The organism is Mangrovimonas sp. sgz306409 (genome assembly GCF_059735265.1).
In genome coordinates this window covers 147,877-171,015 of the sequence record NZ_JCAPEU010000005.1, presented here as the reverse complement: position 1 = coordinate 171,015, position 23,139 = coordinate 147,877, and the positions used below count along the sequence as shown (strand labels likewise).

The window sequence follows — 23,139 nt, the reverse complement described above, 5'->3', positions numbered from 1 at the left end:
TGCGAGACCAAGACTGCTTTGAAAATAAACGTTTAACGTTTGTTAACAATTAACGTTTTTTAAACTCGCAAATAATCGTATTTTTACCAAGACAAAAACCAAATCAATTAATGGGTAAAATCATTGCAATTGCAAATCAAAAAGGAGGCGTTGGAAAGACAACGACCTCGGTAAACTTAGCCGCTTCTTTAGGTGCTTTAGAAAAAAAAGTATTGCTTATCGATGCCGATCCTCAGGCCAATGCAACCTCAGGCCTTGGTATTGATGTTGAAAGCATTGAAATTGGAACCTATCAATTATTGGAGCATACATTGCCCGTAGAGGAATGCATTATGCCAACCGAGTCCCCTAATGTAGACATCATTCCTGCGCACATCGACTTGGTGGCTATCGAAATTGAATTGGTTGATAAGGACCAACGTGAATACATGATGAAAAAGGCCATTGGCCACTTAAAGTCAACTTATGACTATATCTTGATCGACTGTGCCCCATCTTTGGGCCTTTTGACCTTGAACGCCCTAACTGCTTCGGACTCCGTAGTAATTCCTATCCAGTGTGAATATTTTGCTTTGGAAGGATTGGGCAAACTGTTGAACACCATCAAGAGTGTTCAAAAAATCCACAACCAAGATTTGGATATCGAGGGCATGTTGTTGACCATGTACGACGCCCGTTTACGCTTGTCTAACCAAGTGGTTGAGGAGGTTCAAAAACACTTTAGCGATATGGTGTTTGAAACCATCATCCAACGTAATGTACGTTTGGGGGAAGCCCCTAGTTATGGTGAAAGCATCATCAACTATGACGTGACCAGTAAAGGCGCCGTAAATTATTTAAATTTGGCGAAAGAAATCATTAAAAAGAATGAGTAATGGCGAAGGTAGTAAAAAAGCAGGCCTTAGGAAGAGGACTTTCCGCACTTCTTAAGGACCCCACTAATGATATAAGTTCTGTTCAAGATAAAAATGCCGATAAGGTTATTGGAAATATTGTCGATTTGGATATCACTTCCATTGAAATCAATCCATTCCAGCCCCGTACCAATTTTAACGAAGAAGCCCTTCGTGAATTGGCCACCTCCATCAAGGAACTTGGTGTCATCCAACCTATTACGGTTAGAAAATTAGATTTTAACAAATACCAATTGGTATCTGGAGAGCGTCGTTTTAGAGCCTCCAAATTATTGGGTCTGGAAACCATTCCGGCCTACATCCGTATTGCCAACGACCAAGAGTCTTTGGAAATGGCCTTGGTGGAAAACATCCAACGTCAAGATCTGGATCCTATAGAAATCGCTTTGTCCTACCAACGTTTGATTGATGAAATCAACCTTACTCAGGAACAAATGAGTGACCGCGTGGGGAAAAAGCGTTCTACTATTGCCAACTACCTGCGTTTGTTAAAATTGGATCCAATCATTCAAACAGGGATGCGTGATGGCTTTATTTCCATGGGACATGGTCGTGCCATTATCAATATTGAAGACCAGGACGCCCAATTGGAGATTTACGAAAAAATCATTTCCAATAAATTATCCGTACGCGATACCGAAGCCTTGGTGAAAACCTACCAAGAAGAAAAAACCGTTAAAGTACCGAAAAGCAAATCAGGCGAACAAGAATTACCTGTCTTTATCAAAGATGGAATTAAGGAGTTCTCGGAATACTTTGGACACAAAATTAACGTTAAAGTTTCCAAGAATGGCAAAGGGACCATTTCCATCCCCTTCCATTCCGAAGAAGATTTTAACCGTATGCAAAAATTAGTTAAAGGTGTCAAATAAGCTTTTTTATAGTACGCTTTTTTTCATTCTATGTCATCTTTCAGGTAACGCTCAAACTCAAACGGACAGTACGGCTGTAAACACCGACCTTATGGTGGTTCAAGACAGCGTAAAACGTCGTCCATTGAATATTTTGGCGCCTTCAAAGGCTGCTTTCTATTCTGCTGTGTTACCTGGTTTGGGACAGGCCTACAACAAGAAATACTGGAAAATCCCGATTGTTTATGCAGCATTGGGAACCGGTATTTACTTTTATGTAGACAATAGTAAGCAGTACGACCGCTACCGCGATGCCTACAAACGCCGCTTGGCCGGTTTTAAGGATGATGAGTTTTGGGGTGAAGATTCCGAAGGAAATCCTTTGGAGAATCCGCGCCTTTCAAGGGATGGTTTGATCAGAGCTCAAAAAACCTTACGAAGCAACAAAGAAGTGTCACTCTTGGTGACTTTAGGACTATATGCCCTTAACATTATAGATGCCAATGTCGACGCGCATTTACTGCAATACAACATCGACGAGAACTTGGCATTGAAACCTCACTTTAAATATAACGAACAAGATAATAGTTCCGATTTGGGACTTACCCTCAATTTTAAATTTTAGATCATGAAAATAGCCTTATTGGGATACGGAAAAATGGGAAAGGCCATCGAAGCCATTGCCATCGACCGTGGACACTCTATTGTAATTAAAGCCAATGCCGATACCGATGATTATGATATTACCGAAGCTGATGTAGCCATAGATTTTAGTGTACCCTCTTCGGCATTTAAAAATATTTCCAAATGCCTTAGCAACGGGGTGCCCGTAATTTCAGGAACCACTGGATGGCTTCAAGATTACGACAAAGCTGTAGAGCTTTGCAACGCCAATGAAGGCGGCTTTATTTATGCGTCTAATTTCAGTCTTGGTGTCAACCTCTTTTTTGAGTTGAACCGTGTGTTGGCCAACTTGATGAAAGGACAACCGCAATACCAAGTGAGCATGGAGGAAATCCACCACACTCAAAAATTGGATGCCCCTAGTGGAACGGCCATTACACTAGCCGAAGGAATTATCGACAACAATGCCGCCTACAACAATTGGACTTTGGAAGCGCCACAAGAGGATCAAATCCAAATTGAAGCGAAACGCATTGCCGACGTTCCAGGAACCCACATAATCAACTACGATTCTGAAATCGATTCTATTCAAATTTCGCACACCGCACACAACCGTCAAGGGTTTGCTTTGGGTGCTGTAATTGCTGCGGAATGGATTGTTGGAAAAAAAGGTGTATTTTCGATGAAAAATGTGTTAAACATTGGTTAAGGAGACTTTTCTTCTTTACCTTTTTCGATACATTTCAACTTACTAAACTCTAAAACATGACATTATCACAATGGTTTATCTTTTTCCTTGCCGTACAACTAATCCACGGCTTGGGAACCTGGAAACTCTATGTTAAAGCAGGACGTCAGGCATGGGAAGCATTTGTTCCCGTTTACAATGCTGTCATCCTCATGAAAATCATTAACAGACCTTGGTGGTGGACCATTTTGTTATTTGTTCCTATTGTGAACCTAATCATGTTTCCGGTGGTTTGGGTGGAGACAGCCAGAAGCTTCAAAAAAAATTCTACCACCGATACCATTTTGGCGGTAGCGACTTTAGGGTTTTACAACTATTATTTAAATTATGCAGCAGACGTTACTTATGTTGAAAACAGAGATTTACATCCACGCACTGCTTTTGGGGATTGGGTGAGTTCGATTCTGTTCGCCATTGTGGCCGCAACCATTGTGCACACCTATTTTATTCAACCGTTTACCATTCCTACCTCCTCTTTGGAAAAGACCCTTTTGGTAGGGGATTTCCTGTTTGTAAGTAAGGTAAACTATGGAGCCAGAATCCCAATGACAACTATTGCCGCGCCTATGGTACACGATACCATTCCAGGTGCCAAAATAAAATCGTATATCCCAAAATTTGAATTGCCTTATTTAAGACTTCCTGGTTTTGAAGATATCGAGCGCAATGACATTGTGGTGTTCAATTGGCCTGTAGATACCATGCTGGACATGTACCACACCGATAAGTATTACTACAAACCTATCGACAAAAAAACCAACTATGTAAAACGTTGCGTGGGTATTCCAGGGGATTCTTTGGAATTAAGAGATGGCTATGTTTACATCAACGGAGAGCAAAATGACCTTCCAGATCGTGCCAAGCTGCAATTCTCATATGAAATCTCTTTTAAAAGAAATATCCATCCACAAGAAATTGTAGCGATGTTGAATCGTTACGACATTACAGACGGTTTGGCTTATGGAAGAAGTCAAGGGTCTTATTTAATTCCTGCTGCTTCTGATGAAGCAATTGCTCGTTTAAAAAACCACCCAGATGTGGCAGACATCGTTTCTTTAAAAAGTCCTAAAGGAGAAAGATCCTCAGGAATTTTCCCGAGTAATGTTGCCTACAACTGGAACAACGATAATTTTGGACCTTTGTATATCCCTAAAGAAGGAGCGACTATCGATTTGAACCTTGAAACATTACCTCTTTACAAACACCTAATTACCCATTACGAAGGGCATAAATTGTCTGTAAATGGAAACCAAATCCTTGTAGATGGACAACCTACTACCAGTTACACCTTTGCAAAGGATTATTACTGGATGATGGGAGACAACCGCCACAACTCTCAGGACTCCCGTGTTTGGGGCTTTGTACCATTTGATCACGTGGTTGGGAAACCTGTATTTATCTGGATGAGCTGGGGCAATGGCAAACCGCGTTGGGAGCGTTGGTTTACAACTGTTGAAGGTAGTGGCAAGCCTACTTCCTACTTAATTCCGTTCTTGGTGTTATTGGCAGGTTGGTTTGGCTTCAGCAAATGGAGAAAACGAAAAGCAGAATAAACATTCTCTAGTTTCTAATAGATTTTTTAGTAGTTATGGATATTGTCATACACCCTACCTATTTTCCCAATGTGGCGCATTTTGCAGCACTATTGCAGGCAGACACTGTCACCTTGGAAATGTGTGACAACTACCAAAAACAGACCTACCGTAACCGCGCCTATATATATGCGGCCAATGGTAAGTTGCTTTTGAATATTCCTATTAAGCATACCCAAAAAAACCGACAGCTTTACAAGGATGTGAAAATTGCCAACGACACCGATTGGCAATTGCTGCATTGGAAATCTTTGGAATCGGCCTATCGAACCTCCCCATATTTCGAGTTTTACGAAGCCGATTTGGAGCCTCTGTTCAAAACACCTTTTGAATATCTTTTAGACTTCAATTTGAAATGTTTTGAAACTATTTGTGAGTGCTTGCAATTGGACATCAACTTTGAAACCACTAGCGAGTATCACAAAGACCCGACTCCGCTAGAAGATTTTAGAAGCTTGGTGAATAGCAAAGGAGAACCCCAAAGAGACTTTGAAGCTTACACACAAGTGTTTGGCGACAAACATGGTTTTATTTCCAACCTGAGCATCTTGGATTTGTTATTTTGCGAAGGCCCTAATGCCATTACCTATCTGGAAGCTCAGAAACTACAAAAGTAATGCTACAAACCTTTATACATTACGGGATTCACTTTGTGCTTCCCGTGTTGGTTGCAATTATTTTTTTTAAACCAAAATGGCTATTGGCAACACTCATCATGTGGGCCTGTTTTGCCATCGATTTAGATCACATACTGGCAACCCCAATGTTTGACCCCACACGCTGTAGCATCAATTTCCATCCACTTCACTCCTATTATGCCATTGCAGTTTATACCGCACTTTCATTTTGGAAACCTAGTAGAATTTTGGGAATTGGCCTGCTCATTCACATTTTGGCAGACTCGGTAGACTGCCTAATGATGCAGCTTTAATTTGGTCATGATGGGATAATGATCGGAAAGTTCGGTATCGAAGGTTTTAAAACTGTTCACCTCAAAATCCTTATCTGCTAAAATAAAATCAATCCTTACCGGGAAAAACTTGAAGTTAAACGTTCGTCCAAAACCATTTCCGGCTTCTACAAAAGTATCTTGAAGCTCTCCTTTGATTTCCTTATACACATAGGAATAGGCCGTATTGTTGAAATCACCACAAATAATCATTTTATAGGGACATTTCGCCTTGTTTCGTAAAAAGAGTTCTGTCTGGCTTTGTTGCATCTTAAAAGTGCCCCCAACACGCTTAAACAGGTTCTCTGAGGATTCCTCGGCCAACTTTTCCACATTAGGATCAATCCTCAGGGATTGTAAATGCACATTGTAGATTCTAATGGTATCTTTCAATTTTACAATATCCACATAAATGGCATTGTTGGAAGAATTTGGAAACTCAATAGAACCGGAATTCACAATAGGGTATTTTGAAAAAATGGCCTGTCCACTCTTTACTTTATTTCCCGACACCTTTTCAAACTTATGATAATTTTTAAGTTGAATACTTTCATCGGGGCGGTATTCCTGTAGGCTTATAATATCTGGTTCCTGTGCTTTGATAAAGCCCAACATCTCTTTCTTAACGTCTTTGTCTTTGATCCATTCAAACAAATTGAATAAACGCACATTATATGTCATCACCGAAAGGTTGGCCTCATCTTCCACATCTTTGGAAGACGAAAATTTATAAAGCGAAAACAGATAGGTGTAACCAATACTTAGCACCAACAGCGACAACAACAATTGCTTCTTCACCTTTAACAACCAGTATATAACAAAAAGAATATTGAGGAGGATGAGTACCGGAACCGCTAAACTAAGCACAGATAAAAAAGCAAATTTACCAGGCGATACGTGAGGTAAAATATAAGACAGCAACAACATAGTTGCTACAATGGAGTTAATGAAGAATACTAATTTTTCAATGATTTTTAGTCGCTTCATACAGTCTTAATCCTTTCCTGCTTTAAACAAAAATGATTTTTCTTCCTGCGTCAAACTTTCATAGCCACTCTTGCCAATTTTATCCAAAATAAGATCGATACGCTTTTGTTTAGTGAATGCGTTGAATTCTTCTTTGTTATGGCCCACAAAAGATTTGGCTTTGCTTCTATGCACAGTTTTTAAAGGCGACTTAGGCTTAAAGAAACTCTCAATCCATCCCATAAAATTTTCAAACCACTTGCCAATATCCTTGCCTTTGGTGAGCTGTTGTGCATAAACATATCCCAGTAAACTTCCACCCAAATGGGCTACATAGCCTCCTTGATTCAAACTGAACAATCCCAGAACATCGATCACTACCATGGCCACACCAATATACCAAAGCTTGATATTAAAAGTCATTAAACGGGCTTCTTTGTGTGGCATATAGGCACTTAAAAATATAATTAAGGCGCGAACTCCTGCAGATGCTCCAACAAGGGTTCCTACATTTTTTAACTGGGATTGAGGAAACAGATTATAGACCAACAAAAAGGCCAATCCGCCGGAAACAATCCCCAAAAAGTAGATGTTCAAAGCCGTTTTGGTACGGAACAAATTGAGCATCATTTGGGAAATAAAGTACAGAATAAGCATGTTGAGTGCCACATGCCAAAACCCATAGTGCACAAAACCATAAGTAAACAAAGACCAAGGCTGATGGATAAAATCCTCAAAGCGCTTAGGCAATTCAAACCAATGCAAGCTTGTTCCGTAGGCCTTAAAAAGAATTAAGGAGATAAGGAACACCACGACATTAATGCCAATAATTTTCTCAAAGGCATTTAATCGCTTGAGCTTATACTGTATGTCCTGACTCAAGGAAGTCATATCAATACCATCTGTTTTTATTGAACTGTGTTTTCTTCCAATACCACATGATAAGGAATCCTGTCAAAGCACCTCCAATATGTGCTATATAAGCTGTATTACTAGGACTAAAGAACGACTGACCGGTAAGCGCCGAAATCAAATCCAAAATAATAATTCCTGGGATAAAATATTTAGCTTTTATAGGGATTGGCAGAAAAATCAACATAAGTTTTGCTTCCGGATTCATCATTCCAAAGGCCGCCAAAATCCCCATAATACAGCCAGAAGCCCCTACCATGGAAGAGTTTGTTTTAACATTTAAATGGTAAAATGCCTGAAAACTATTCTTATCCACTAGTGAAAAATTCTCGTTAAATGTTGTGAAAATAGGTTGCATTTTATCATATAAAATATCCCCATTATAATAGTTTCCTTTAACGATATCTAGATTAATAATTTCTTGAACCATCTCCGTAGGCAAACCTAAAGAGGAAATTTCTTTTAAATCAGGAAAAATTTGAATATAGTAAACAATGAACGTTAGCAAAACAGCTCCCAAACCAGAGGATATATAAAGAAATAAAAATTTCTTATTTCCCAACTGCTGCTCCACGGCACTCCCAAACATCCATAATGCTAACATATTGAACGCAATGTGCGCTATATTGCCATGCATAAACATATGGGTAATAATCTGCCAAGGTTGGAAGAATTCATGTTTCGGAAAATATAAGGCAAACCATTTGTAAAACAATTCGCCATGACCTATTGCAATGGTACCAATAAACATGATCACATTAATAATAATGAGATGTTTTACGGTATCGGTAATCCTAATCATAGTCTACATAAATTTTTTATCCAAATCATCCACACTCATCGTAATGAAGGTGGGTCTATTGGTTGGTGACACAGAAGGTTCTTTACAGGCAAACAAACTGTTAACCATATGTTCCTGTTCTAACTTAGTAAGAGATTGTCCTGTTTTGATGGCCAAACTTTTGGCAATGGATTTGGCCAAAAGGTCGGTGGCACTAAAACTACTATCAGGCACTTCCTGCTCTACATCACTGATGAGCTGCTCCAAAATAATGGACACTTCACTCTCGGGCACATTTACGGGAACACCAGTAATCTCAACAAGATCCTCACTGAATTGGGAAAACACAAAGCCTGTAAACTCCAAATCTTCCTTAAGACTCTCTAAAATAGGAATTTCATTTGATGAAAAGTGCAATTCCAAAGGAAAAAGTAGCTGTTGGCTTACCGCCTCCCTTACAGTCATACTCTTCAGTAGGTTTTCATAAAGAATACGCTGGTGGGCACGGTGCTGGTCGATTACTAACATCCCCGACTTAATCGTGCTTACGATGTATTTGTTATGAACCTGATACGTGTTTTGTGTCGCCCCTACTTCATGATCTTGAAACAATGGTTCGGTGGTTTCCTCACTTTCAAACTCCACTTCACTAAAATCCTCTTCATCTCTAGTCCCTTTGGATTCCAAACCAACATAAAGACTCTCCCAACTAGCTCCTGTATCTTTTTTATACGATGTAGTTGCAAAGCTTCCTCCCCCAAAAGAAGAAGAAGAAGAAGAAGAAGATTGACGCGAAGTACTCATCTCCTCCGCAAACGGATTAAAGTTTCTATCCACTTCTATCGTTGGTGTGGATGCCTTCCTATCTTTATAATCATAAGGCGTATCCAAATTGGTATCCAAATCGAAATCCAAAACCGGAGCAATATTGAACTGCCCCAAACTGTGCTTTACCGAAGAACGGATAATGGCATACAAGGTATGCTCGTCATCAAATTTAATTTCGGTTTTGGTTGGATGAATATTGATATCGATGGTTTTTGGGTCTACCTCCAAATTCAAGAAATAACTTGGATGCGCCCCATCTTTTATCAAGCCTTCAAAGGCTGAATTGATGGCATGGTTGAGATAGGCACTCTTGATAAAACGATCGTTTACAAAAAAGAACTGTTCGTTACGGTTCTTCTTGGCAAATTCCGGTTTCCCCACAAAGCCCGAAATCTTTAGAACTTCGGTAACTTCATTTACGGGCACCAATTTTTCGTTGGTCTTGCCTCCAAAAATATTCACCACACGCTGCCTATAATTACTAGCAGGTAAATTAAAGGTTTCGCTACCGTTATGATACATCATAAAGGCGATATCCGGATGCGCCAAAGCAACACGCTGAAACTCATCGATGATATGACGAAGCTCAACCGTATTGGACTTTAAAAAGTTACGTCGTGCCGGAATATTAAAAAACAAATGCTTCACAGCTACCGAAGTTCCCTCAGGAGTTACAACCACTTCCTGAGCCGTGATCTCACTGCCTTCAATGGTAATTTGGGTCCCTAATTCCTCTTCGCGTTGACGGGTTTTAAGCTCTACATGGGCAATGGCTGCAATACTGGCCAAAGCCTCTCCCCTAAAACCTTTGGTATGCAAACTGAACAAATCTTCAGCAGCCCTGATTTTGGAGGTAGCATGGCGCTCAAAGCTCAACCGTGCATCGGTAGGGCTCATCCCCTTCCCGTTGTCGATGACCTGAATGAGCGTTTTTCCCGCTTCTTTTATAATGAGTTTTACCTGATTGGCGTCGGCATCAATAGCATTTTCCATAAGTTCCTTTACCACGGAAGCAGGCCTTTGCACCACTTCACCGGCAGCTATTTGATTGGCAACGTGATCAGGTAAGAGTTGAATGATGTCTGCCATTAGGGTTTTGAAAAGAATATAGATAAATCGAAATCGATGATAATTAGGAATATCAAAATCAAGATTCCCACAATAATCAGGACACGCTTGTTGGCGCCCATGGTGTCTGGGTTGTTCTTATAATCTTCCAAAGCATTGTTGACCTTGGTTTTCAGACCTCTGTTGTTGCCTACGGTCTGCCTGTAGTCATCAAATTTATGCTTCAGCTCATAAGGACTTCCTTCACCTTTATAATATCGTGGTGTATACTCGAATTTCTTGTTCTTTTTTAAGCTAAATATTCCCATAATTTATCTGTTATTCGTAACGACTTAAAATGTATAGTAGTACTAGAACAGTAATCAAAAATAAGACCAAAAAAGGAAGCGAGGTAAAAAAAGATTTTTTTCGGCGGTTAGCATCCCTAACTTCCTTCCATTGCGACTCCATAGTGTCTTTGGCTTCCTTCTCCTCAATTTTTAGATGTTTGGGAGTATAGCTGTACCGCTTATTTTTACGTTGGCCAAATAAATTCACTATAAAATTTCGTCACTATTACACTTCAAATGTACTTAAAATACAAGGAAATATCATGCTTGGTATGCTAAAAAATGTTAACACACCCAACTTAAAAAAATTGACGTTGGAATTGGATTGGTACTAAGCGTTTTGGCGCAGTACAGCCATTTTAATGGCCGCTACAGCTGCTTCTACTCCCTTGTTTCCGTGTTTCCCACCGGAACGGTCTATGGCCTGCTGCATGGTATTGTCTGTCAACACACAAAAGATCACAGGGATATCATGCTGTACATTCAAATCCTTGATGCCTTGGGAAACGGCTTCGCATACAAAATCAAAATGCTTGGTTTCTCCTTGGATCACACTACCTATAGCAATTACGGCATCTACTTGTTGTTCCTGCATTTTTTTGCTTCCGTAGATAAGCTCGTAGCTTCCCGGCACACGCCATTGCAGTATATTTTCGGGAAGAGTCCCGTGTTCTACCAAAGTGTCATAAGCCCCTTGAGCCAGTCCTTCGGTGATGTTATCGTTCCATTCTGAAACAACAATCCCAAACCGAAAGTCCTTCGCGTTTGGGATTGTGTTTTTATCGTATTGAGATAAATTTGTTGTTGCCATATTATAGAGCTGCTTCCGCTCTACCTATGAAAACATCAATATTTGTAGCTTCCGTAGAGTCTGGAAATTCATTTTTGATACGCTTAAAATAAGTCAAGGCTTTGTTAGCATCTCCCAACTTGTTAGCAAGAGTTGCCGCCTTAAACAAATACAATGGTGTAGTAAATTCGTTAGCTGAAGCATTAATAGCCTGCTCATAGTACCCTAGAGCATCATCCAATTGATCCAATTGCACAAAAGCATCACCAATACCTCCTTTTGCCAAAGGAGCCAACATGATATCACTACTTGAAAAGTTTTGTAGATATTCAATGGCATTTTTGTAATCCTTAAGGTTTAAATACGCCATACCTGCATAATAATTGGCTAAGTTTCCTGCTGGAGTCCCGCTGTACTTGTCAGCAATATCCACCATTCCAAACTTTCCTCCAGAACCTTCCAAGGCCAAGGTGTAAAGAGAATCTTTTTCAGTACCGTTTACCGCTTGATCAAAATACTGCTGTGCAGTGAACATGTCGTTCATAGCTTCTTCAGCTTTTGGCTCGGCAATAAATTTGTTATACCCCAAATATCCCAAAATAAAAACCGCTACGGCTCCTACTGCAACCAAAATGGTCTTTTGGTTCTTTTCGGCCCATTCTTCAGTTTTTGATGCGGACTCATCTAAGGTGTTAAACACCTCAGCTGTAGTTGAGTGCTCGTCTACAATCTCTTCTTCCTGTGGTTCTACTTTAGTCTTTGGTTTATATCCTCTTTTCTTGTAAGTTGCCATATATTCTGTATTAATGCGCCGCAAAAATAAAATTTTTATTGATAAATAAAAGGCAATTTTTTTGTTATTTTTAATAATTTGCACCGCCTTTTGCAGAACTGGAGCAAAAACACATCTTACATTCTCATTTTATGATTTTAAAGTCTCTTTCATTAATCAACTACAAGAATTTTGAAAGCCAATCCTTTACGTTTGATGCCAAAATCAATTGTTTTGTTGGGGCCAATGGCATTGGAAAAACCAATGTTTTGGATGCTATTTACCATTTATCCTTTGGAAAAAGCTACTTCAACCCTATTGCCTCCCAGAACATTAAACATGGTGAAGACTTTTTTGTAATAGATGGTGTTTTTGACCGTGAAGAGCGCTCCGAAAAAATCATCGTATCCCTTAAAAAAGGCCAGAAAAAAGTCATTAAACGCAATGCCAAGGTTTACGATAAATTTAGTGACCACATTGGCTTTATTCCATTGGTGATCATTTCTCCCGCCGATAGAGACTTGATTTTGGAAGGCAGCGAAACACGACGCAAGTTTATTGACAGTGTTATTTCGCAAAGCGATAAGGTATATTTAAACAACCTCATCAATTATAACAAGGTGCTTTCACAACGAAATGCCTTATTGAAATTTTTCGCCCTGAACAACACGTTCAATGCCCAAACCTTGGAAGTGTACAACGAACAATTGCACCAGTACGGCACCGCTATTTTTAAAACCCGTGATGAATTTTTAAAAACTTTCATTCCTATTTTTAAATCGCGCTATGAAGCCATAAGCAATAGCATGGAAACCGTGAACCTCAGTTACAAAAGCGACCTTTTCGAGCACAACCTATTAGAGCTTTTTGCCCAAAATCTGAACAAAGACAAGGCGTTGCAATACACTAGTAGAGGCATCCATAAGGACGACCTTAACTTTGAAATAGAGGATTACCCCATCAAGAAATTTGGAAGTCAAGGTCAGCAAAAGTCCTTTTTAATTGCCTTGAAATTGGCACAATTCGACTTTATAAAACAGCAAAGCGGCGTTACTCCCATCCTACTTTTGGATGATATTTTTGACAAGCTGGACGAACATCGCGTAGCCCAGATTATCAGTTTGGTGGACCACGAACATTTTGGGCAATTGTTTTTAAGCGATACCCATGCTGACCGTACCGAAAACATCATCAAGCAAATCCACCAATCTTACAAGATTTTTAAACTGTAAATCTTCTTTCATCTTAAAAAGAAAAGACAATCCTTGTATTTTCCCATAGGATGGCAGACCTTTGGAATTCAAAGTTTATAACAGATGAAATTCAAACTTTTCTTTACAGTTTTAGCCTGTTTCACACTATTTCATTGTGGAAAAAATCCAGAAACATCCCTGCAATATCTCAATGGTTACTGGGAAATCAAGGAAGTCACTTTGGCCGATGGCTCCAAACGGGAATACACCTTCAGCAATACCATAGATTTTATAGAACTTAATGATAGTTTGATTGGGTTCAGAAAAAAATTGACACCTACTTTGGAAGGCACATTTAAAACTTCTGGTGATGCTGAAAATATCAAGGCTATCATACAGCATGACAGTTTGATTTTGGAGTATACCACTCCTTTTTCCAACTGGAAGGAAACCGTGCTGAAGGCTACCGAGGACAAACTTTTAATCCTCAATGCGCAGAAAGATTTGTACCTTTACAGTCGTTATGAACCCTTAGAACGCATCGATTAATGGCAAAACGGCACAGTGAATATTTAAGCATCAGTGAGGTACTCAAGGAATTTGTAGATACCAATAACCTGCAAGGTGGACTAGACAAAATAGATGTAAGGGATGCCTGGGCAAAAATGATGGGAAATGGCGTGAATAACTATACCACGGCCATTCAATTGGAGCGAGACACTTTGTATGTGCAACTGAGCTCTAGTGTACTTCGAGAAGAATTGAGCTACGGCAAGGAAAAAATTATCAGCATGCTCAACGAATCCTTAGGCAAGGAAGTCATCAAAACCCTTGTACTACGTTAAAAGCAAAACCCTATAAAAACAAAAAACGCAACGGTATCGTTGCGTTTTTCTGTTTATGGTAAATGTACCTTAAAACATTTCTCTTCCAGCAAAGTGGAATGCACCTTCAATGGCAGCATTTTCATCGCTATCACTTCCGTGAACAGCATTCTCCCCAATAGACTCAGCATACATTTGACGGATAGTTCCCTCAGCAGCTTCAGCAGGATTAGTAGCTCCAATCAAAGTTCTAAAATCCTCAACAGCATTTTCTTTTTCCAAGATAGCCGCTACAATAGGACCACGAGTCATATATTCTACCAACTCTCCAAAGAAAGGTCTTTCTTTGTGGATTGCGTAGAAAGCCTCAGCATCTGCAGCAGTCATTTGAGTTAATTTCATTGCTACAATTCTAAATCCAGAAGCTGTAATTTTCTCCAAAATCGCACCAATATTCCCTTTTTCAACAGAATCTGGCTTAAGCATTGTAAATGTTCTATTTGTTGCCATTTTATTATATTAAATTATTCAGATTTTACATTTGTTTCCATCACGGTAAAGGGTTTAGGCGCTAACCTATAGGCTCCCCCGTAATTTGGGTGCAAAAGTAATGCATTTCTTCATAAAAACCACATAAACCATTATTAAAAAATTGTATCTTCGCCCTCTATGACAAAGCAAGATATCAAGAACATCCAAACGCTTTTAAGCAGACCAAAACATATTGTAATCATTCCTCACAAGAATCCAGATGGTGATGCCATGGGCGCCTCTTTGGCCCTGTACCACTATCTTAAAAAACTGGATCACGAGGTAAGGGTCATTGCTCCCAACGACTACCCCGACTTTTTAAAATGGATGCCTGCCGATGAACTTGTCCTAAAATATGAGTTCGGTCGCAAGGAAAGTGATGAGCTTCTTAAAAATGCCGATTTGATTTTCACTTTAGATTTCAATGCCCTGAATCGTATCGGTGATATGGAAGTGCCTGTTAAGACTTCCGAAGCCATTAAAATCATGATTGACCACCATCAACAGCCAGACGATTATGCGCTCTACACCTATTCTGAAGTGGGCATGTCCTCTACCTGTGAAATGATTTATCATTTTATTGATAAGTTAGGCGATTTGGAGGTTATCGATCAAGACATTGCTACCTGTCTTTACACAGGCATCATGACCGATACGGGATCCTTTCGTTTTGCATCTACCACAAGCACCACACATAGGGTGATTGCGCATTTAATAGACCAAGGCGCGCAAAACGCCCAGATCCACAACAATATTTACGACACCAATTCCTTCGACCGTCTGCAACTGTTAGGCCGTGCCCTAAGCAATCTTACGGTTTTGCCGGAATATAAAACAGCCTATATTTCCCTGACCCAAGAAGACCTAAACACCTTCAACTTTAAAAAAGGAGATACCGAAGGTTTTGTGAATTACGGACTCTCTGTAGAAGGGGTTGTCCTAGCGGTTATCTTTATTGAAAACCAACAGGAAGGCATTGTGAAAATCTCATTAAGGAGCAAAGGGGATTTCTCGGTGAACGAATTATCCCGCGCCCATTTTGAAGGTGGCGGCCACACCAATGCTGCTGGGGGTAAAAGCGATTTGTCTTTAGAGGCCACTATTGAAAAATTTATTAGTATATTACCAAGCTATAAACATGTCCTAAGTCATGAATAAATATATACTAATAGGGCTCTTGGCAAGTTGTGCCATGGCCTGTAAATCTCCCGAAGCCCGTAAACCGGTCACGGTCAACAAAGGGTCCTTCATCAATCTCTCGGTAGAGCGCAATATCAAGCTCAACCAAAAGGAACACGAATTTATTGAAGGCATCATAAAAAAAGATACCAGCAACACCTATATAGCTTCAGAGAGCGGATTTTGGTACTACTATAATACCAAGGTTGAACAGGATACCATCACCGCTAATTTTGGTGACATTGTCAACTTCGATTATAGTGTCACCGATTTAAGCGGCAACCAGATCTATTCCGAAGAAGAAATTGTCCCAATGGATTATGCCATGGACAAGGAAGAGTTGTTCACTGGCCTTCGTGAAGGTCTTAAATTAATGAAACCGGGCGAAACGGTAACCTTTTTCTTTCCGTCCCAAAAAGCCTACGGGTATTACGGCGATTCCAACAGAATTGGCACCAATACCCCACTTATTTGTAAAGTCACAGTTAATACTATAACCCAAACCCAAAATGATTAATATGAGAAACATGAAAAACAAAGTATTGCAATTATTTTTTCTTGTTGCCTTAATGACAACCACGGCATGTAATGACAAATATCCTGACCTAGAGGATGGTTTATATGCTGAATTTGTTACCAACAAAGGAACCATGGTCGCTAAACTATATTACGACAAAGTTCCGGTAACCGTTGCAAATTTTGTTGCCCTGGCCGAAGGGACCCACCCAATGGTAAAGGAAGAATATAAAGGAAAGAAATATTACAACGGAACGACGTTCCACCGTGTTATCGATCAATTTATGATCCAAGGAGGAGACCCAACCGCTACAGGTACAGGAGACCCAGGATATAAATTTGAAGATGAATTCAACCCAGACTTAAAGCATGACAAGCCAGGTATTTTATCTATGGCAAATTCTGGTCCTGCTACCAATGGAAGCCAGTTTTTCATCACCGAAGTTCCTACGCCAAACCTAAACAACCGTCACGCTGTTTTTGGAGAGTTGGTTTTAGGTCTTGAAATCCAAGACAGCATTTCCAATGTAGAAACTTCTAAGCCTGGAGACAAGCCAAAAGAAGACGTTGTGATTCAAGAATTGAACATTATCAGAAAAGGATCGGCTGCTAAAAACTTCGATGCACCTAAAGTGTATATGGAAGAACTTCCTAAAATCAAGGATAAGCAAAAAGCCTTAAGAGAAGAAGCTAAGAAAAAAGCTGAAGAAGAGCGTTTGGCCAAAGAAGCTAAAAATGCTGAAGCTGGAGCTGCTTTTAAAGCGACTTTAGACGAATATAACACTAAAGCCACTACCCTTCCTTCTGGATTGAAAATGTATGTGATTACCGAAGGAAGCGGTGAAAAACCAAACACTGGAGACATGGCAAAAGTAAACTATGAAGGTTACTTTGCAGATGGTCGTTTGTTTGACAGTAACGTTAAGGAAGTTTCTGAAAGACACGGAATGTTCAACGAAATGAGAGACCAACAAGGTGGTTACGAGCCTATGCCAATGAAGGTTAGTCCAGACGCCAACATGATTCCTGGATTTAAAGAAGGTGTTGCTGCTTTAAAAGTTGGTGACCGTGCGTATTTCTACTTGCCATACCACTTGGCATACGGAGAGCGTGCTATGGGGCCAATTCCAGCAAAATCAGATTTGATTTTCATCATTGAAATGGTTGAGATTACTAAATAATTCTCTTAACAGACATAACTAAAAAAGCCGCTATTAAGCGGCTTTTTTAGTTTCATACATAGTTCTTATTTCTTTGGAATCGCTTTAAGGATTTCCAAAACAAACTTCCAATATTTTTGAGTTGAAGAAATCTGTGCACGTTCATCTGGAGAGTGTGCCCCCTTAATGTTTGGTCCAAAACTAATCATGTCCATCTCAGGATAATTGGTCCCTAAAATACCACATTCCAAACCTGCATGGCAAGCGGCTACGTGTGGCTCTTCTCCTTGGTTCAATTCTTTGTACAAAGGCACCATCACCTTTAAAATATCTGAGTCCATATTTGGAGTCCATCCCGGGTAATCCCCACTGAACTCTACTTCGCAACCTGTCAATTCAAAAGCAGCTCTTAGGGTGTTGGCCAAATCCCACTTCGAACTTTCTACTGAAGAACGCGTCAAACAGCCAACTTTTATTTCACCATCCTTGATTACCACATTGGCAATATTGTTGGACGTTTCCACCAAACCAGGAATATCGGCACTCATACGGTACACCCCATTCCAAGCCGCATACAAGGCTCTTGTAAACCCTTCCTGAACGCCAAGATCCATAATACGCTCTGGAGTTTCTGTTTTGGTTACGATGATTTCCAAATCCGGTTCCATGGTTTTTAATTCAGCTTTGATTTCATCTGCCAAATCCATAGTTTCTGCAATAAACACTTCTTCGTGCATGCTATCTATAGCCACAATGGCTTTGCTTTCTCTTGGAATAGCATTGCGCAAACCACCTCCGTTGATTTCAGAAATTCGCAAACCAAAGTTTTCAAACCCATCAAACAACAAACGGTTCATGATTTTGTTGGCATTGCCCAAACCTTCGTGGATCTGCATTCCGGAATGACCACCCTGAAGCCCTTTCACTTCAATGCTGAATCCCATTTTGAATTCTGGAGTTTCCTCCTCTTCATAACTGCGTGTAGCCGTAACATCTACGCCACCGGCACATCCTACGCCGATTTCGTCGTCTTCTTCGGTGTCAAGATTCAATAAAATCTCACCTTCCAACAAACCGCCTTCCAATCCCATAGCACCGGTCATTCCTGTTTCTTCATCTATGGTAAACAAAGCCTCAATGGCTGGGTGCTCAATATCGCTGCTTTCCAAAATGGCCATAATGGTAGCCACGCCCAAACCGTTATCTGCACCAAGGGTCGTTCCTTTGGCACGTACCCAATCACCGTCCACATACATGTCGATGCCCTGGGTATCAAAATCGAAATTGGTATCGTTATTTTTTTGGTGTACCATATCCAAATGCGATTGCATCACAATGGTTTTCCTATCCTCCATTCCAGAGGTTGCAGGCTTTTTAATGATGACATTGCCAACCTTGTCAACAATAGTTTCCAAACCTAGGTTTTCACCAAATGCTTTCATGAACGCAATCACACGTTCTTCCTTTTTTGACGGTCTTGGAACGGCATTCAAATCGGCGAATTTATTCCATAACGCCTTTGGTTCCAACTGTCTTATTTCTGAATTCATATGTATTAGCTTAAAGTTGCACAAAGGTACAAATTGAAGTCCACAATTAAGAGCCACAGATCTGCTTCTTTTTATTACATTTGAAGTATGCAGAACTTTGGCCGCCTCTTTATTGCCTTTTCCATTCTCCTCCAAATCGCCTTTATCAAGCTTATCGCGAAGTTCCCCGAATTTGTCGAGCGTTGGTATAGTCATGGACTATATGTTTGGATTTCCAAAGCGATGCGCTTTGCCTTTGGATGGCTTCCTTTTTCGATTGGAGATGTTTTTTATACACTGGCAGGCATTTACATTTTAAGATGGCTTTATACCAATAGAAAACGTATGTTCAAGAATTTTAAGTCTTGGGCTATAGATGTTCTTATGGCCTTGTCGATGGGCTATTTGGCCTTTCATATGTCATGGGCCTTTAATTACTACCGTTTACCACTACACCAATCTTTAGGCTTGGAAAAGGATTATACTACCGAAGCCCTTTTGGTAACTGCTGAACGCCTTACCGAAAAGGTCAACAGTTTGCATACTTCCATTACCCACAACGATACGCTTGAAGTGGTCATGCCTTATGATCAAAAAGAATTGCTTCAAGCCGTTACAAAAGGCTATGAAGTACTGTCTAAAGAATACCCCCATTTGGCTTATACCCCAAAAAGTATCAAATGTTCTATTTATAGTTTGCCACTCACCTATATGGGATTTAGTGGCTATTTGAATCCGTTTACCAATGAAGCCCAAATAGACGGTATGATCCCTATTTGGAAGTATCCTACAACTGCCAGTCATGAAGTGGCGCACCAATTGGGATACGCCGCAGAAAATGAAGCCAATTTTATAGGGTCTATGGCCGCTATACACCATCCAGATATTTATTTTCAATATTCTGGTTATGCCTTTGCGTTAAGACACTGTCTTTTGGAAATCTACCGCAGGAATCCCGAAACATACGATGAAATGCTAACCAAAGTGAATAAAGGGGTTTTAAAAAACTACCAGGAATCCCGTGACTTTTGGATGCGCTACCAAAACCCATTGGAACCTCTATTTAAAACTACTTATGACAATTTTTTAAAGGCCAATAACCAAACCGATGGCATGGAAAGTTACAGCTATGTGGTAGCACTATTGGTTAATTATTTTGAGGCCAATCCAGAGCATTAAGCTTTTCTACCCAATTATTTTACGATAAGTTTTTTAATGCTTTTTCTGGTTCCGTTATGCAATTGAACATAATAAATACCGCTTACCAGTAAAGACACATCCAATGTCATTTCTTGTTCTTGGGCATAGGACGTTTCCAGAACTCGCTTCCCTAACACATCAAAAACGTTTACCTTCAATTCTTCAGAAGCCCCTTCTATATGAATATAGACCATATCATTTGCTGGATTTGGATGAATTAAAAACTCAGCAATCTCTTCATCTTTTACCGAAAGTGTTTCTACAAACTCCGATAAGAATGTATTGGTAATTACGGGGTCATTAAAGTCGAAATAAATAGCCGCTGAATTAGGAATAACAGCTCCCACTCCATAACCTGAAACAGGTTTGATTTTAAAATGAACGTAACCGTGGCTTGCAGGCTCATCCATACTTTCACTAGGTAAATTAATGTCATCAAACTGCCAAACCAATAGATTGCCCGTTCGGGTAACGACATAATCATGACTGGAATGCAACATTTCAAAAGTGCTTTCATCCAATTGAACATTCAGGACATCCTCAATTCTTACTTCGAAAGCTTCGGCTGTCCCCACATTTTGAAAGCGAATGGTATAATACAAATATTCATCTGAAGTCATAAACTCATCATAAAGGATTTGTGGCCCATGACTTTCCATAATATCATTTGGATCGTAGGATCCAATGACTGTGGCCGATAGACTCGCACTATTGTTATTAGGGTTTGTATCATTTACAGCTGGGGAATAAGTAACGGTATTCGTAACAATCTCTCCTAGGGGTACCGTTACCGGGCAATCCATAAAAAGTGTGATAAACGAGGAATAACCAGGCTGTATGTTTGAAAAACTTAGGGTTGCTCCCGTTGCCGTAGGCAGGATATTATACTCTGGATTTTCCTGAATCACTAAGGACTCTACAGGAAAATTCTCATCTAATTCTAAATCCAAGGTTCCCGATGTTGTCACCGAACCATTGTATTCAATAAAAAGGTAATCAATCTTCGAAAAACCTGGTCTTGGAGGAACACCGCTATATAAATATACATTGATGTCTTCACAGTATTGTGCTTCAACAGGAAAATCTAGAGTTATTTCAGAACCATTATTTACACTGATATCAGAAAAACCAGAAGTAATAACATTATAACAACCTTGAATATTTCCAGGAATTGTAAAAGTAAAATCATATGAATCTGTTTCCTGAAAACTGGTAATTGTAAAACTACCTGTAGACGAATTTACATGATTAACAATACCATTATCATTTAACTCATAGCTCACTATACCTTGATTAAGATAGGTCTCGCCCGTGTCGAACAAAGAATTACCATTAGCATCCAAATATGTATTTACGTGGATTAACCCTGCATTTTCGCAATCTACAAAATTCACTGCTACTTCATCTGCATCCCAGTATTCACACCCTCCATTTGAAATTGTCACCACAACGCTATAAATCCCTGACATTGTCACCGCCAATTGAGCATCTGTGGCTCCTGAAATCAAAACACCATTATTGTACCATTCATAAGCCGTTGCACTTGGTGATTCCGCATTTAAAAGGATAATCGGTGTCTCTTCACAAATATTTTGATCTGGCCCTAAATCTATATACTCTACTAAACCACAGTCAACACAATATACCATGTAACTTATGCCTTCACTAAACTCTAGTTCACCTGAGGCACAACTTACTGTTTCATTCGCCAACACTGAAAACGTAATAGAACTTCCAGCAGACATAATTAATGTTTCCGGGACAACCTGACCTGTAGGCCAATAAAGGTTCGTTGAGCCATCACTATCTAATATTTTCAAGGTGTCATTTCCATTCTCAATAGCCCCTCCTATTAGCATTAACATCAACGGATTTCCATTGGAACTTGTATAGGTGACTTCATTATAGCTATTGTTTTCGTAACAAGCCGTAACAAACAAAGGCCCTTCATCACAATCAACAATTACCTGTGCTTGGAAACTAAAAAAGAAAAGGGATAAGGCGAAAAAAAGTAATTTTTGCTTCATAAAAATGTAAATTTGCACTAACAATATACTGTTAATAAGTGAGAAAAGAAATAATCAGCACTCAAAATTCCTACATTAAAGAGTTGTTTCAACTAAAGGAGAAATCCCGTGAACGTAAAAAAACAGGGCTTTTTCTCATTGAAGGAGAAAGAGAAATTGGACTGGCACTCAAGGGCAATTATAACATTGATACTATATTATTTTATCCTGAGTTATTTCCGGAAGCCCAACTTAAAACCTTTGCAGTACCATCTATCCCAACCATACAAATCTCAAAGGAAGTATATCAAAAGTTGGCACACCGCTCTACCACAGAAGGTATTTTGGCTGTTACTAAATCCAAAGCTCACAATTTGGAGCAACTTACATTTAAGAGCAAATCGCCATTAATCATGGTAGCCGAAGCCCCTGAAAAACCAGGAAACATAGGCGCTTTGCTCCGTACGGCCGATGCCGCCAATGTTGATGCGGTAATTATCGCCAACCCTAAAACCGATTTATACAACCCTAATATCATTCGCTCCAGCGTGGGATGTGTCTTTACCAATACGATTGCCGTAGGTAGCACCTCCGATATTATTGCCTTTTTAAAAGACCACAACATTGCCATGTATTGCGCTGCGCTACAGGCTTCGGTGGGATATCACACCCAAGACTACACGGGCCCCACAGCTTTGGTAGTAGGCACTGAAGATACTGGTCTTAGCGACGAATGGCGCACCAATTCAACACAAAACATTATCATTCCTATGCAAGGTGCTATTGATTCCATGAATGTTTCGGTGGCTGCTGGTATCCTGATATTTGAAGCCAAAAGACAGCGTCAGTTTTTATAATCAAAAATCCATTTATTTCC

The 23,139-nt window shown here is 39.8% G+C and carries 25 protein-coding genes; 15 read left to right on the top strand and 10 right to left on the bottom strand.

Annotated elements, in window-relative coordinates:
* The first annotated feature begins 110 nt into the window (after positions 1–110).
* From AC6I5C_RS10370 to AC6I5C_RS10340, 7 genes are read left to right on the top strand one after another with little or no spacing between them, the layout of a single operon-like run.
* Positions 111–875, top strand: coding sequence for a ParA family protein (locus AC6I5C_RS10370; protein WP_053975545.1), 765 nt, complete (start codon positions 111–113; stop codon positions 873–875).
* Positions 875–1,786 (top strand): ParB/RepB/Spo0J family partition protein, encoded by a 912-nt coding sequence (locus AC6I5C_RS10365; RefSeq protein ID WP_497905095.1) that lies wholly within the window; start codon positions 875–877, stop codon positions 1,784–1,786. The genes AC6I5C_RS10370 and AC6I5C_RS10365 overlap by 1 nt, the downstream gene beginning before the upstream one ends.
* Positions 1,776–2,390 carry a DUF5683 domain-containing protein gene (locus AC6I5C_RS10360; protein WP_076664388.1) on the top strand — a complete coding sequence of 205 codons (615 nt, stop codon included), beginning with the start codon at positions 1,776–1,778 and terminating at the stop codon, positions 2,388–2,390. Before AC6I5C_RS10365 ends, AC6I5C_RS10360 begins: the two co-directional genes overlap by 11 nt.
* Positions 2,391–2,393: 3 nt before the next feature.
* A complete protein-coding gene (gene dapB, locus AC6I5C_RS10355; protein ID WP_497905094.1) occupies positions 2,394–3,098 on the top strand; it encodes a 4-hydroxy-tetrahydrodipicolinate reductase in 705 nt (234 codons plus the stop codon).
* A gap of 56 nt (positions 3,099–3,154) precedes the next feature.
* Positions 3,155–4,690: a signal peptidase I gene (gene lepB / locus AC6I5C_RS10350; RefSeq protein ID WP_497905093.1), complete on the top strand. Its 1,536-nt coding sequence runs from the start codon at positions 3,155–3,157 to the stop codon at positions 4,688–4,690.
* A gap of 35 nt (positions 4,691–4,725) precedes the next feature.
* Entirely contained in the window at positions 4,726–5,346 is a 621-nt protein-coding gene (locus AC6I5C_RS10345) for a WbqC family protein (RefSeq protein ID WP_497905092.1), read from the top strand.
* Positions 5,346–5,660: a DUF6122 family protein gene (locus AC6I5C_RS10340; RefSeq protein WP_497905091.1), complete on the top strand. Its 315-nt coding sequence runs from the start codon at positions 5,346–5,348 to the stop codon at positions 5,658–5,660. Before AC6I5C_RS10345 ends, AC6I5C_RS10340 begins: the two co-directional genes overlap by 1 nt.
* On the opposite strand, the gene AC6I5C_RS10335 is transcribed toward AC6I5C_RS10340, so the two are convergent.
* The 7 genes from AC6I5C_RS10335 to AC6I5C_RS10305 all read right to left on the bottom strand — a co-directional run bounded on the left by AC6I5C_RS10335 (position 5,643) and on the right by AC6I5C_RS10305 (position 12,145).
* Entirely contained in the window at positions 5,643–6,665 is a 1,023-nt protein-coding gene (locus tag AC6I5C_RS10335) for an endonuclease/exonuclease/phosphatase family protein (protein ID WP_497905090.1), read from the bottom strand. The genes AC6I5C_RS10340 and AC6I5C_RS10335 overlap by 18 nt on opposite strands.
* Positions 6,666–6,671: 6 nt before the next feature.
* Complete coding sequence (locus tag AC6I5C_RS10330) at positions 6,672–7,535, bottom strand: rhomboid family intramembrane serine protease (RefSeq protein ID WP_497905089.1); 864 nt, start codon at positions 7,533–7,535, stop codon at positions 6,672–6,674.
* Position 7,536: 1 nt separating this feature from the next.
* The gene (locus AC6I5C_RS10325; RefSeq protein ID WP_497905088.1) at positions 7,537–8,358 is read right to left on the bottom strand and encodes a rhomboid family intramembrane serine protease; all 822 of its coding nucleotides are present in this window, start codon (positions 8,356–8,358) and stop codon (positions 7,537–7,539) included.
* A gap of 3 nt (positions 8,359–8,361) precedes the next feature.
* The gene (mutL, locus tag AC6I5C_RS10320) at positions 8,362–10,254 is read right to left on the bottom strand and encodes a DNA mismatch repair endonuclease MutL (protein ID WP_497905087.1); all 1,893 of its coding nucleotides are present in this window, start codon (positions 10,252–10,254) and stop codon (positions 8,362–8,364) included.
* Complete coding sequence (locus tag AC6I5C_RS10315; RefSeq protein WP_497905086.1) at positions 10,254–10,541, bottom strand: riboflavin synthase subunit beta; 288 nt, start codon at positions 10,539–10,541, stop codon at positions 10,254–10,256. The genes mutL and AC6I5C_RS10315 overlap by 1 nt, the downstream gene beginning before the upstream one ends.
* A gap of 352 nt (positions 10,542–10,893) precedes the next feature.
* Positions 10,894–11,373 (bottom strand): 6,7-dimethyl-8-ribityllumazine synthase, encoded by a 480-nt coding sequence (gene ribH / locus AC6I5C_RS10310; protein ID WP_497905085.1) that lies wholly within the window; start codon positions 11,371–11,373, stop codon positions 10,894–10,896.
* A gap of 1 nt (position 11,374) precedes the next feature.
* A complete protein-coding gene (locus AC6I5C_RS10305) occupies positions 11,375–12,145 on the bottom strand; it encodes a tetratricopeptide repeat protein (RefSeq protein ID WP_053977015.1) in 771 nt (256 codons plus the stop codon).
* A 131-nt stretch (positions 12,146–12,276) separates the two neighbouring features.
* On the opposite strand from AC6I5C_RS10305, the gene recF reads away from it, so the two are divergent.
* The 3 genes from recF (at position 12,277) to AC6I5C_RS10290 (ending at position 14,162) form a co-directional block, all read left to right on the top strand.
* On the top strand, positions 12,277–13,356 hold the full coding sequence (gene recF, locus AC6I5C_RS10300; protein ID WP_497905084.1) for a DNA replication/repair protein RecF: 1,080 nt from the start codon (positions 12,277–12,279) through the stop codon (positions 13,354–13,356).
* Positions 13,357–13,440: 84 nt separating this feature from the next.
* A complete protein-coding gene (locus AC6I5C_RS10295) occupies positions 13,441–13,866 on the top strand; it encodes a lipocalin family protein (RefSeq protein WP_497905083.1) in 426 nt (141 codons plus the stop codon).
* The gene (locus AC6I5C_RS10290) at positions 13,866–14,162 is read left to right on the top strand and encodes a DciA family protein (protein ID WP_053975560.1); all 297 of its coding nucleotides are present in this window, start codon (positions 13,866–13,868) and stop codon (positions 14,160–14,162) included. The genes AC6I5C_RS10295 and AC6I5C_RS10290 overlap by 1 nt, the downstream gene beginning before the upstream one ends.
* 69 nt (positions 14,163–14,231) lie before the next feature.
* On the opposite strand, the gene AC6I5C_RS10285 is transcribed toward AC6I5C_RS10290, so the two are convergent.
* On the bottom strand, positions 14,232–14,651 hold the full coding sequence (locus tag AC6I5C_RS10285; protein ID WP_053975561.1) for a nucleoside-diphosphate kinase: 420 nt from the start codon (positions 14,649–14,651) through the stop codon (positions 14,232–14,234).
* Positions 14,652–14,810: 159 nt separating this feature from the next.
* Here AC6I5C_RS10285 and AC6I5C_RS10280 point away from each other — a divergent pair, with 159 nt between their 5' ends.
* Genes AC6I5C_RS10280 through AC6I5C_RS10270 form a run of 3 tightly spaced genes read left to right on the top strand, consistent with a single transcriptional unit; the run spans position 14,811 to position 17,548 of the window.
* Complete coding sequence (locus AC6I5C_RS10280) at positions 14,811–15,830, top strand: DHH family phosphoesterase (protein ID WP_497905082.1); 1,020 nt, start codon at positions 14,811–14,813, stop codon at positions 15,828–15,830.
* Positions 15,823–16,368 (top strand): gliding motility-associated peptidyl-prolyl isomerase GldI, encoded by a 546-nt coding sequence (gene gldI / locus AC6I5C_RS10275; RefSeq protein ID WP_497905081.1) that lies wholly within the window; start codon positions 15,823–15,825, stop codon positions 16,366–16,368. The genes AC6I5C_RS10280 and gldI overlap by 8 nt, the downstream gene beginning before the upstream one ends.
* A 10-nt stretch (positions 16,369–16,378) precedes the next feature.
* A complete protein-coding gene (locus AC6I5C_RS10270; protein ID WP_497905080.1) occupies positions 16,379–17,548 on the top strand; it encodes a peptidylprolyl isomerase in 1,170 nt (389 codons plus the stop codon).
* A 65-nt stretch (positions 17,549–17,613) separates the two neighbouring features.
* Here the strand turns inward: AC6I5C_RS10270 and AC6I5C_RS10265 are convergent, their stop codons facing one another.
* On the bottom strand, positions 17,614–19,077 hold the full coding sequence (locus AC6I5C_RS10265) for an aminoacyl-histidine dipeptidase (protein ID WP_497905079.1): 1,464 nt from the start codon (positions 19,075–19,077) through the stop codon (positions 17,614–17,616).
* An 87-nt stretch (positions 19,078–19,164) separates the two neighbouring features.
* Here AC6I5C_RS10265 and AC6I5C_RS10260 point away from each other — a divergent pair, with 87 nt between their 5' ends.
* The gene (locus tag AC6I5C_RS10260; RefSeq protein WP_497905078.1) at positions 19,165–20,235 is read left to right on the top strand and encodes a DUF3810 domain-containing protein; all 1,071 of its coding nucleotides are present in this window, start codon (positions 19,165–19,167) and stop codon (positions 20,233–20,235) included.
* Between the two features lie 14 nt (positions 20,236–20,249).
* Here the strand turns inward: AC6I5C_RS10260 and AC6I5C_RS10255 are convergent, their stop codons facing one another.
* The gene (locus AC6I5C_RS10255) at positions 20,250–22,283 is read right to left on the bottom strand and encodes a T9SS type A sorting domain-containing protein (RefSeq protein ID WP_497905077.1); all 2,034 of its coding nucleotides are present in this window, start codon (positions 22,281–22,283) and stop codon (positions 20,250–20,252) included.
* Positions 22,284–22,321: 38 nt separating this feature from the next.
* Between AC6I5C_RS10255 and AC6I5C_RS10250 the strand changes: the two genes are divergently transcribed.
* Positions 22,322–23,119, top strand: coding sequence for a TrmH family RNA methyltransferase (locus AC6I5C_RS10250; protein ID WP_497905076.1), 798 nt, complete (start codon positions 22,322–22,324; stop codon positions 23,117–23,119).
* Positions 23,120–23,139: the final 20 nt, after the last annotated feature.

What these genes read in the sequence shown, in the direction of transcription:
- AC6I5C_RS10370 (WP_053975545.1), top strand. Translation starts at nt 111, where the DNA reads ATGGGTAAAATCATTGCAATTGCAAATCAAAAAGGAGGCGTTGGAAAG.
- AC6I5C_RS10365 (WP_497905095.1), top strand. Translation starts at nt 875, where the DNA reads ATGGCGAAGGTAGTAAAAAAGCAGGCCTTAGGAAGAGGACTTTCCGCA.
- dapB (WP_497905094.1), top strand. Translation starts at nt 2,394, where the DNA reads ATGAAAATAGCCTTATTGGGATACGGAAAAATGGGAAAGGCCATCGAA.
- lepB (WP_497905093.1), top strand. Translation starts at nt 3,155, where the DNA reads ATGACATTATCACAATGGTTTATCTTTTTCCTTGCCGTACAACTAATC.
- AC6I5C_RS10345 (WP_497905092.1), top strand. Translation starts at nt 4,726, where the DNA reads ATGGATATTGTCATACACCCTACCTATTTTCCCAATGTGGCGCATTTT.
- AC6I5C_RS10340 (WP_497905091.1), top strand. Translation starts at nt 5,346, where the DNA reads ATGCTACAAACCTTTATACATTACGGGATTCACTTTGTGCTTCCCGTG.
- AC6I5C_RS10335 (WP_497905090.1), bottom strand. Translation starts at nt 6,665, where the DNA reads ATGAAGCGACTAAAAATCATTGAAAAATTAGTATTCTTCATTAACTCC.
- AC6I5C_RS10330 (WP_497905089.1), bottom strand. Translation starts at nt 7,535, where the DNA reads ATGACTTCCTTGAGTCAGGACATACAGTATAAGCTCAAGCGATTAAAT.
- AC6I5C_RS10325 (WP_497905088.1), bottom strand. Translation starts at nt 8,358, where the DNA reads ATGATTAGGATTACCGATACCGTAAAACATCTCATTATTATTAATGTG.
- mutL (WP_497905087.1), bottom strand. Translation starts at nt 10,254, where the DNA reads ATGGCAGACATCATTCAACTCTTACCTGATCACGTTGCCAATCAAATA.
- AC6I5C_RS10315 (WP_497905086.1), bottom strand. Translation starts at nt 10,541, where the DNA reads ATGGGAATATTTAGCTTAAAAAAGAACAAGAAATTCGAGTATACACCA.
- ribH (WP_497905085.1), bottom strand. Translation starts at nt 11,373, where the DNA reads ATGGCAACAACAAATTTATCTCAATACGATAAAAACACAATCCCAAAC.
- AC6I5C_RS10305 (WP_053977015.1), bottom strand. Translation starts at nt 12,145, where the DNA reads ATGGCAACTTACAAGAAAAGAGGATATAAACCAAAGACTAAAGTAGAA.
- recF (WP_497905084.1), top strand. Translation starts at nt 12,277, where the DNA reads ATGATTTTAAAGTCTCTTTCATTAATCAACTACAAGAATTTTGAAAGC.
- AC6I5C_RS10295 (WP_497905083.1), top strand. Translation starts at nt 13,441, where the DNA reads ATGAAATTCAAACTTTTCTTTACAGTTTTAGCCTGTTTCACACTATTT.
- AC6I5C_RS10290 (WP_053975560.1), top strand. Translation starts at nt 13,866, where the DNA reads ATGGCAAAACGGCACAGTGAATATTTAAGCATCAGTGAGGTACTCAAG.
- AC6I5C_RS10285 (WP_053975561.1), bottom strand. Translation starts at nt 14,651, where the DNA reads ATGGCAACAAATAGAACATTTACAATGCTTAAGCCAGATTCTGTTGAA.
- AC6I5C_RS10280 (WP_497905082.1), top strand. Translation starts at nt 14,811, where the DNA reads ATGACAAAGCAAGATATCAAGAACATCCAAACGCTTTTAAGCAGACCA.
- gldI (WP_497905081.1), top strand. Translation starts at nt 15,823, where the DNA reads ATGAATAAATATATACTAATAGGGCTCTTGGCAAGTTGTGCCATGGCC.
- AC6I5C_RS10270 (WP_497905080.1), top strand. Translation starts at nt 16,379, where the DNA reads ATGAAAAACAAAGTATTGCAATTATTTTTTCTTGTTGCCTTAATGACA.
- AC6I5C_RS10265 (WP_497905079.1), bottom strand. Translation starts at nt 19,077, where the DNA reads ATGAATTCAGAAATAAGACAGTTGGAACCAAAGGCGTTATGGAATAAA.
- AC6I5C_RS10260 (WP_497905078.1), top strand. Translation starts at nt 19,165, where the DNA reads ATGCAGAACTTTGGCCGCCTCTTTATTGCCTTTTCCATTCTCCTCCAA.
- AC6I5C_RS10255 (WP_497905077.1), bottom strand. Translation starts at nt 22,283, where the DNA reads ATGAAGCAAAAATTACTTTTTTTCGCCTTATCCCTTTTCTTTTTTAGT.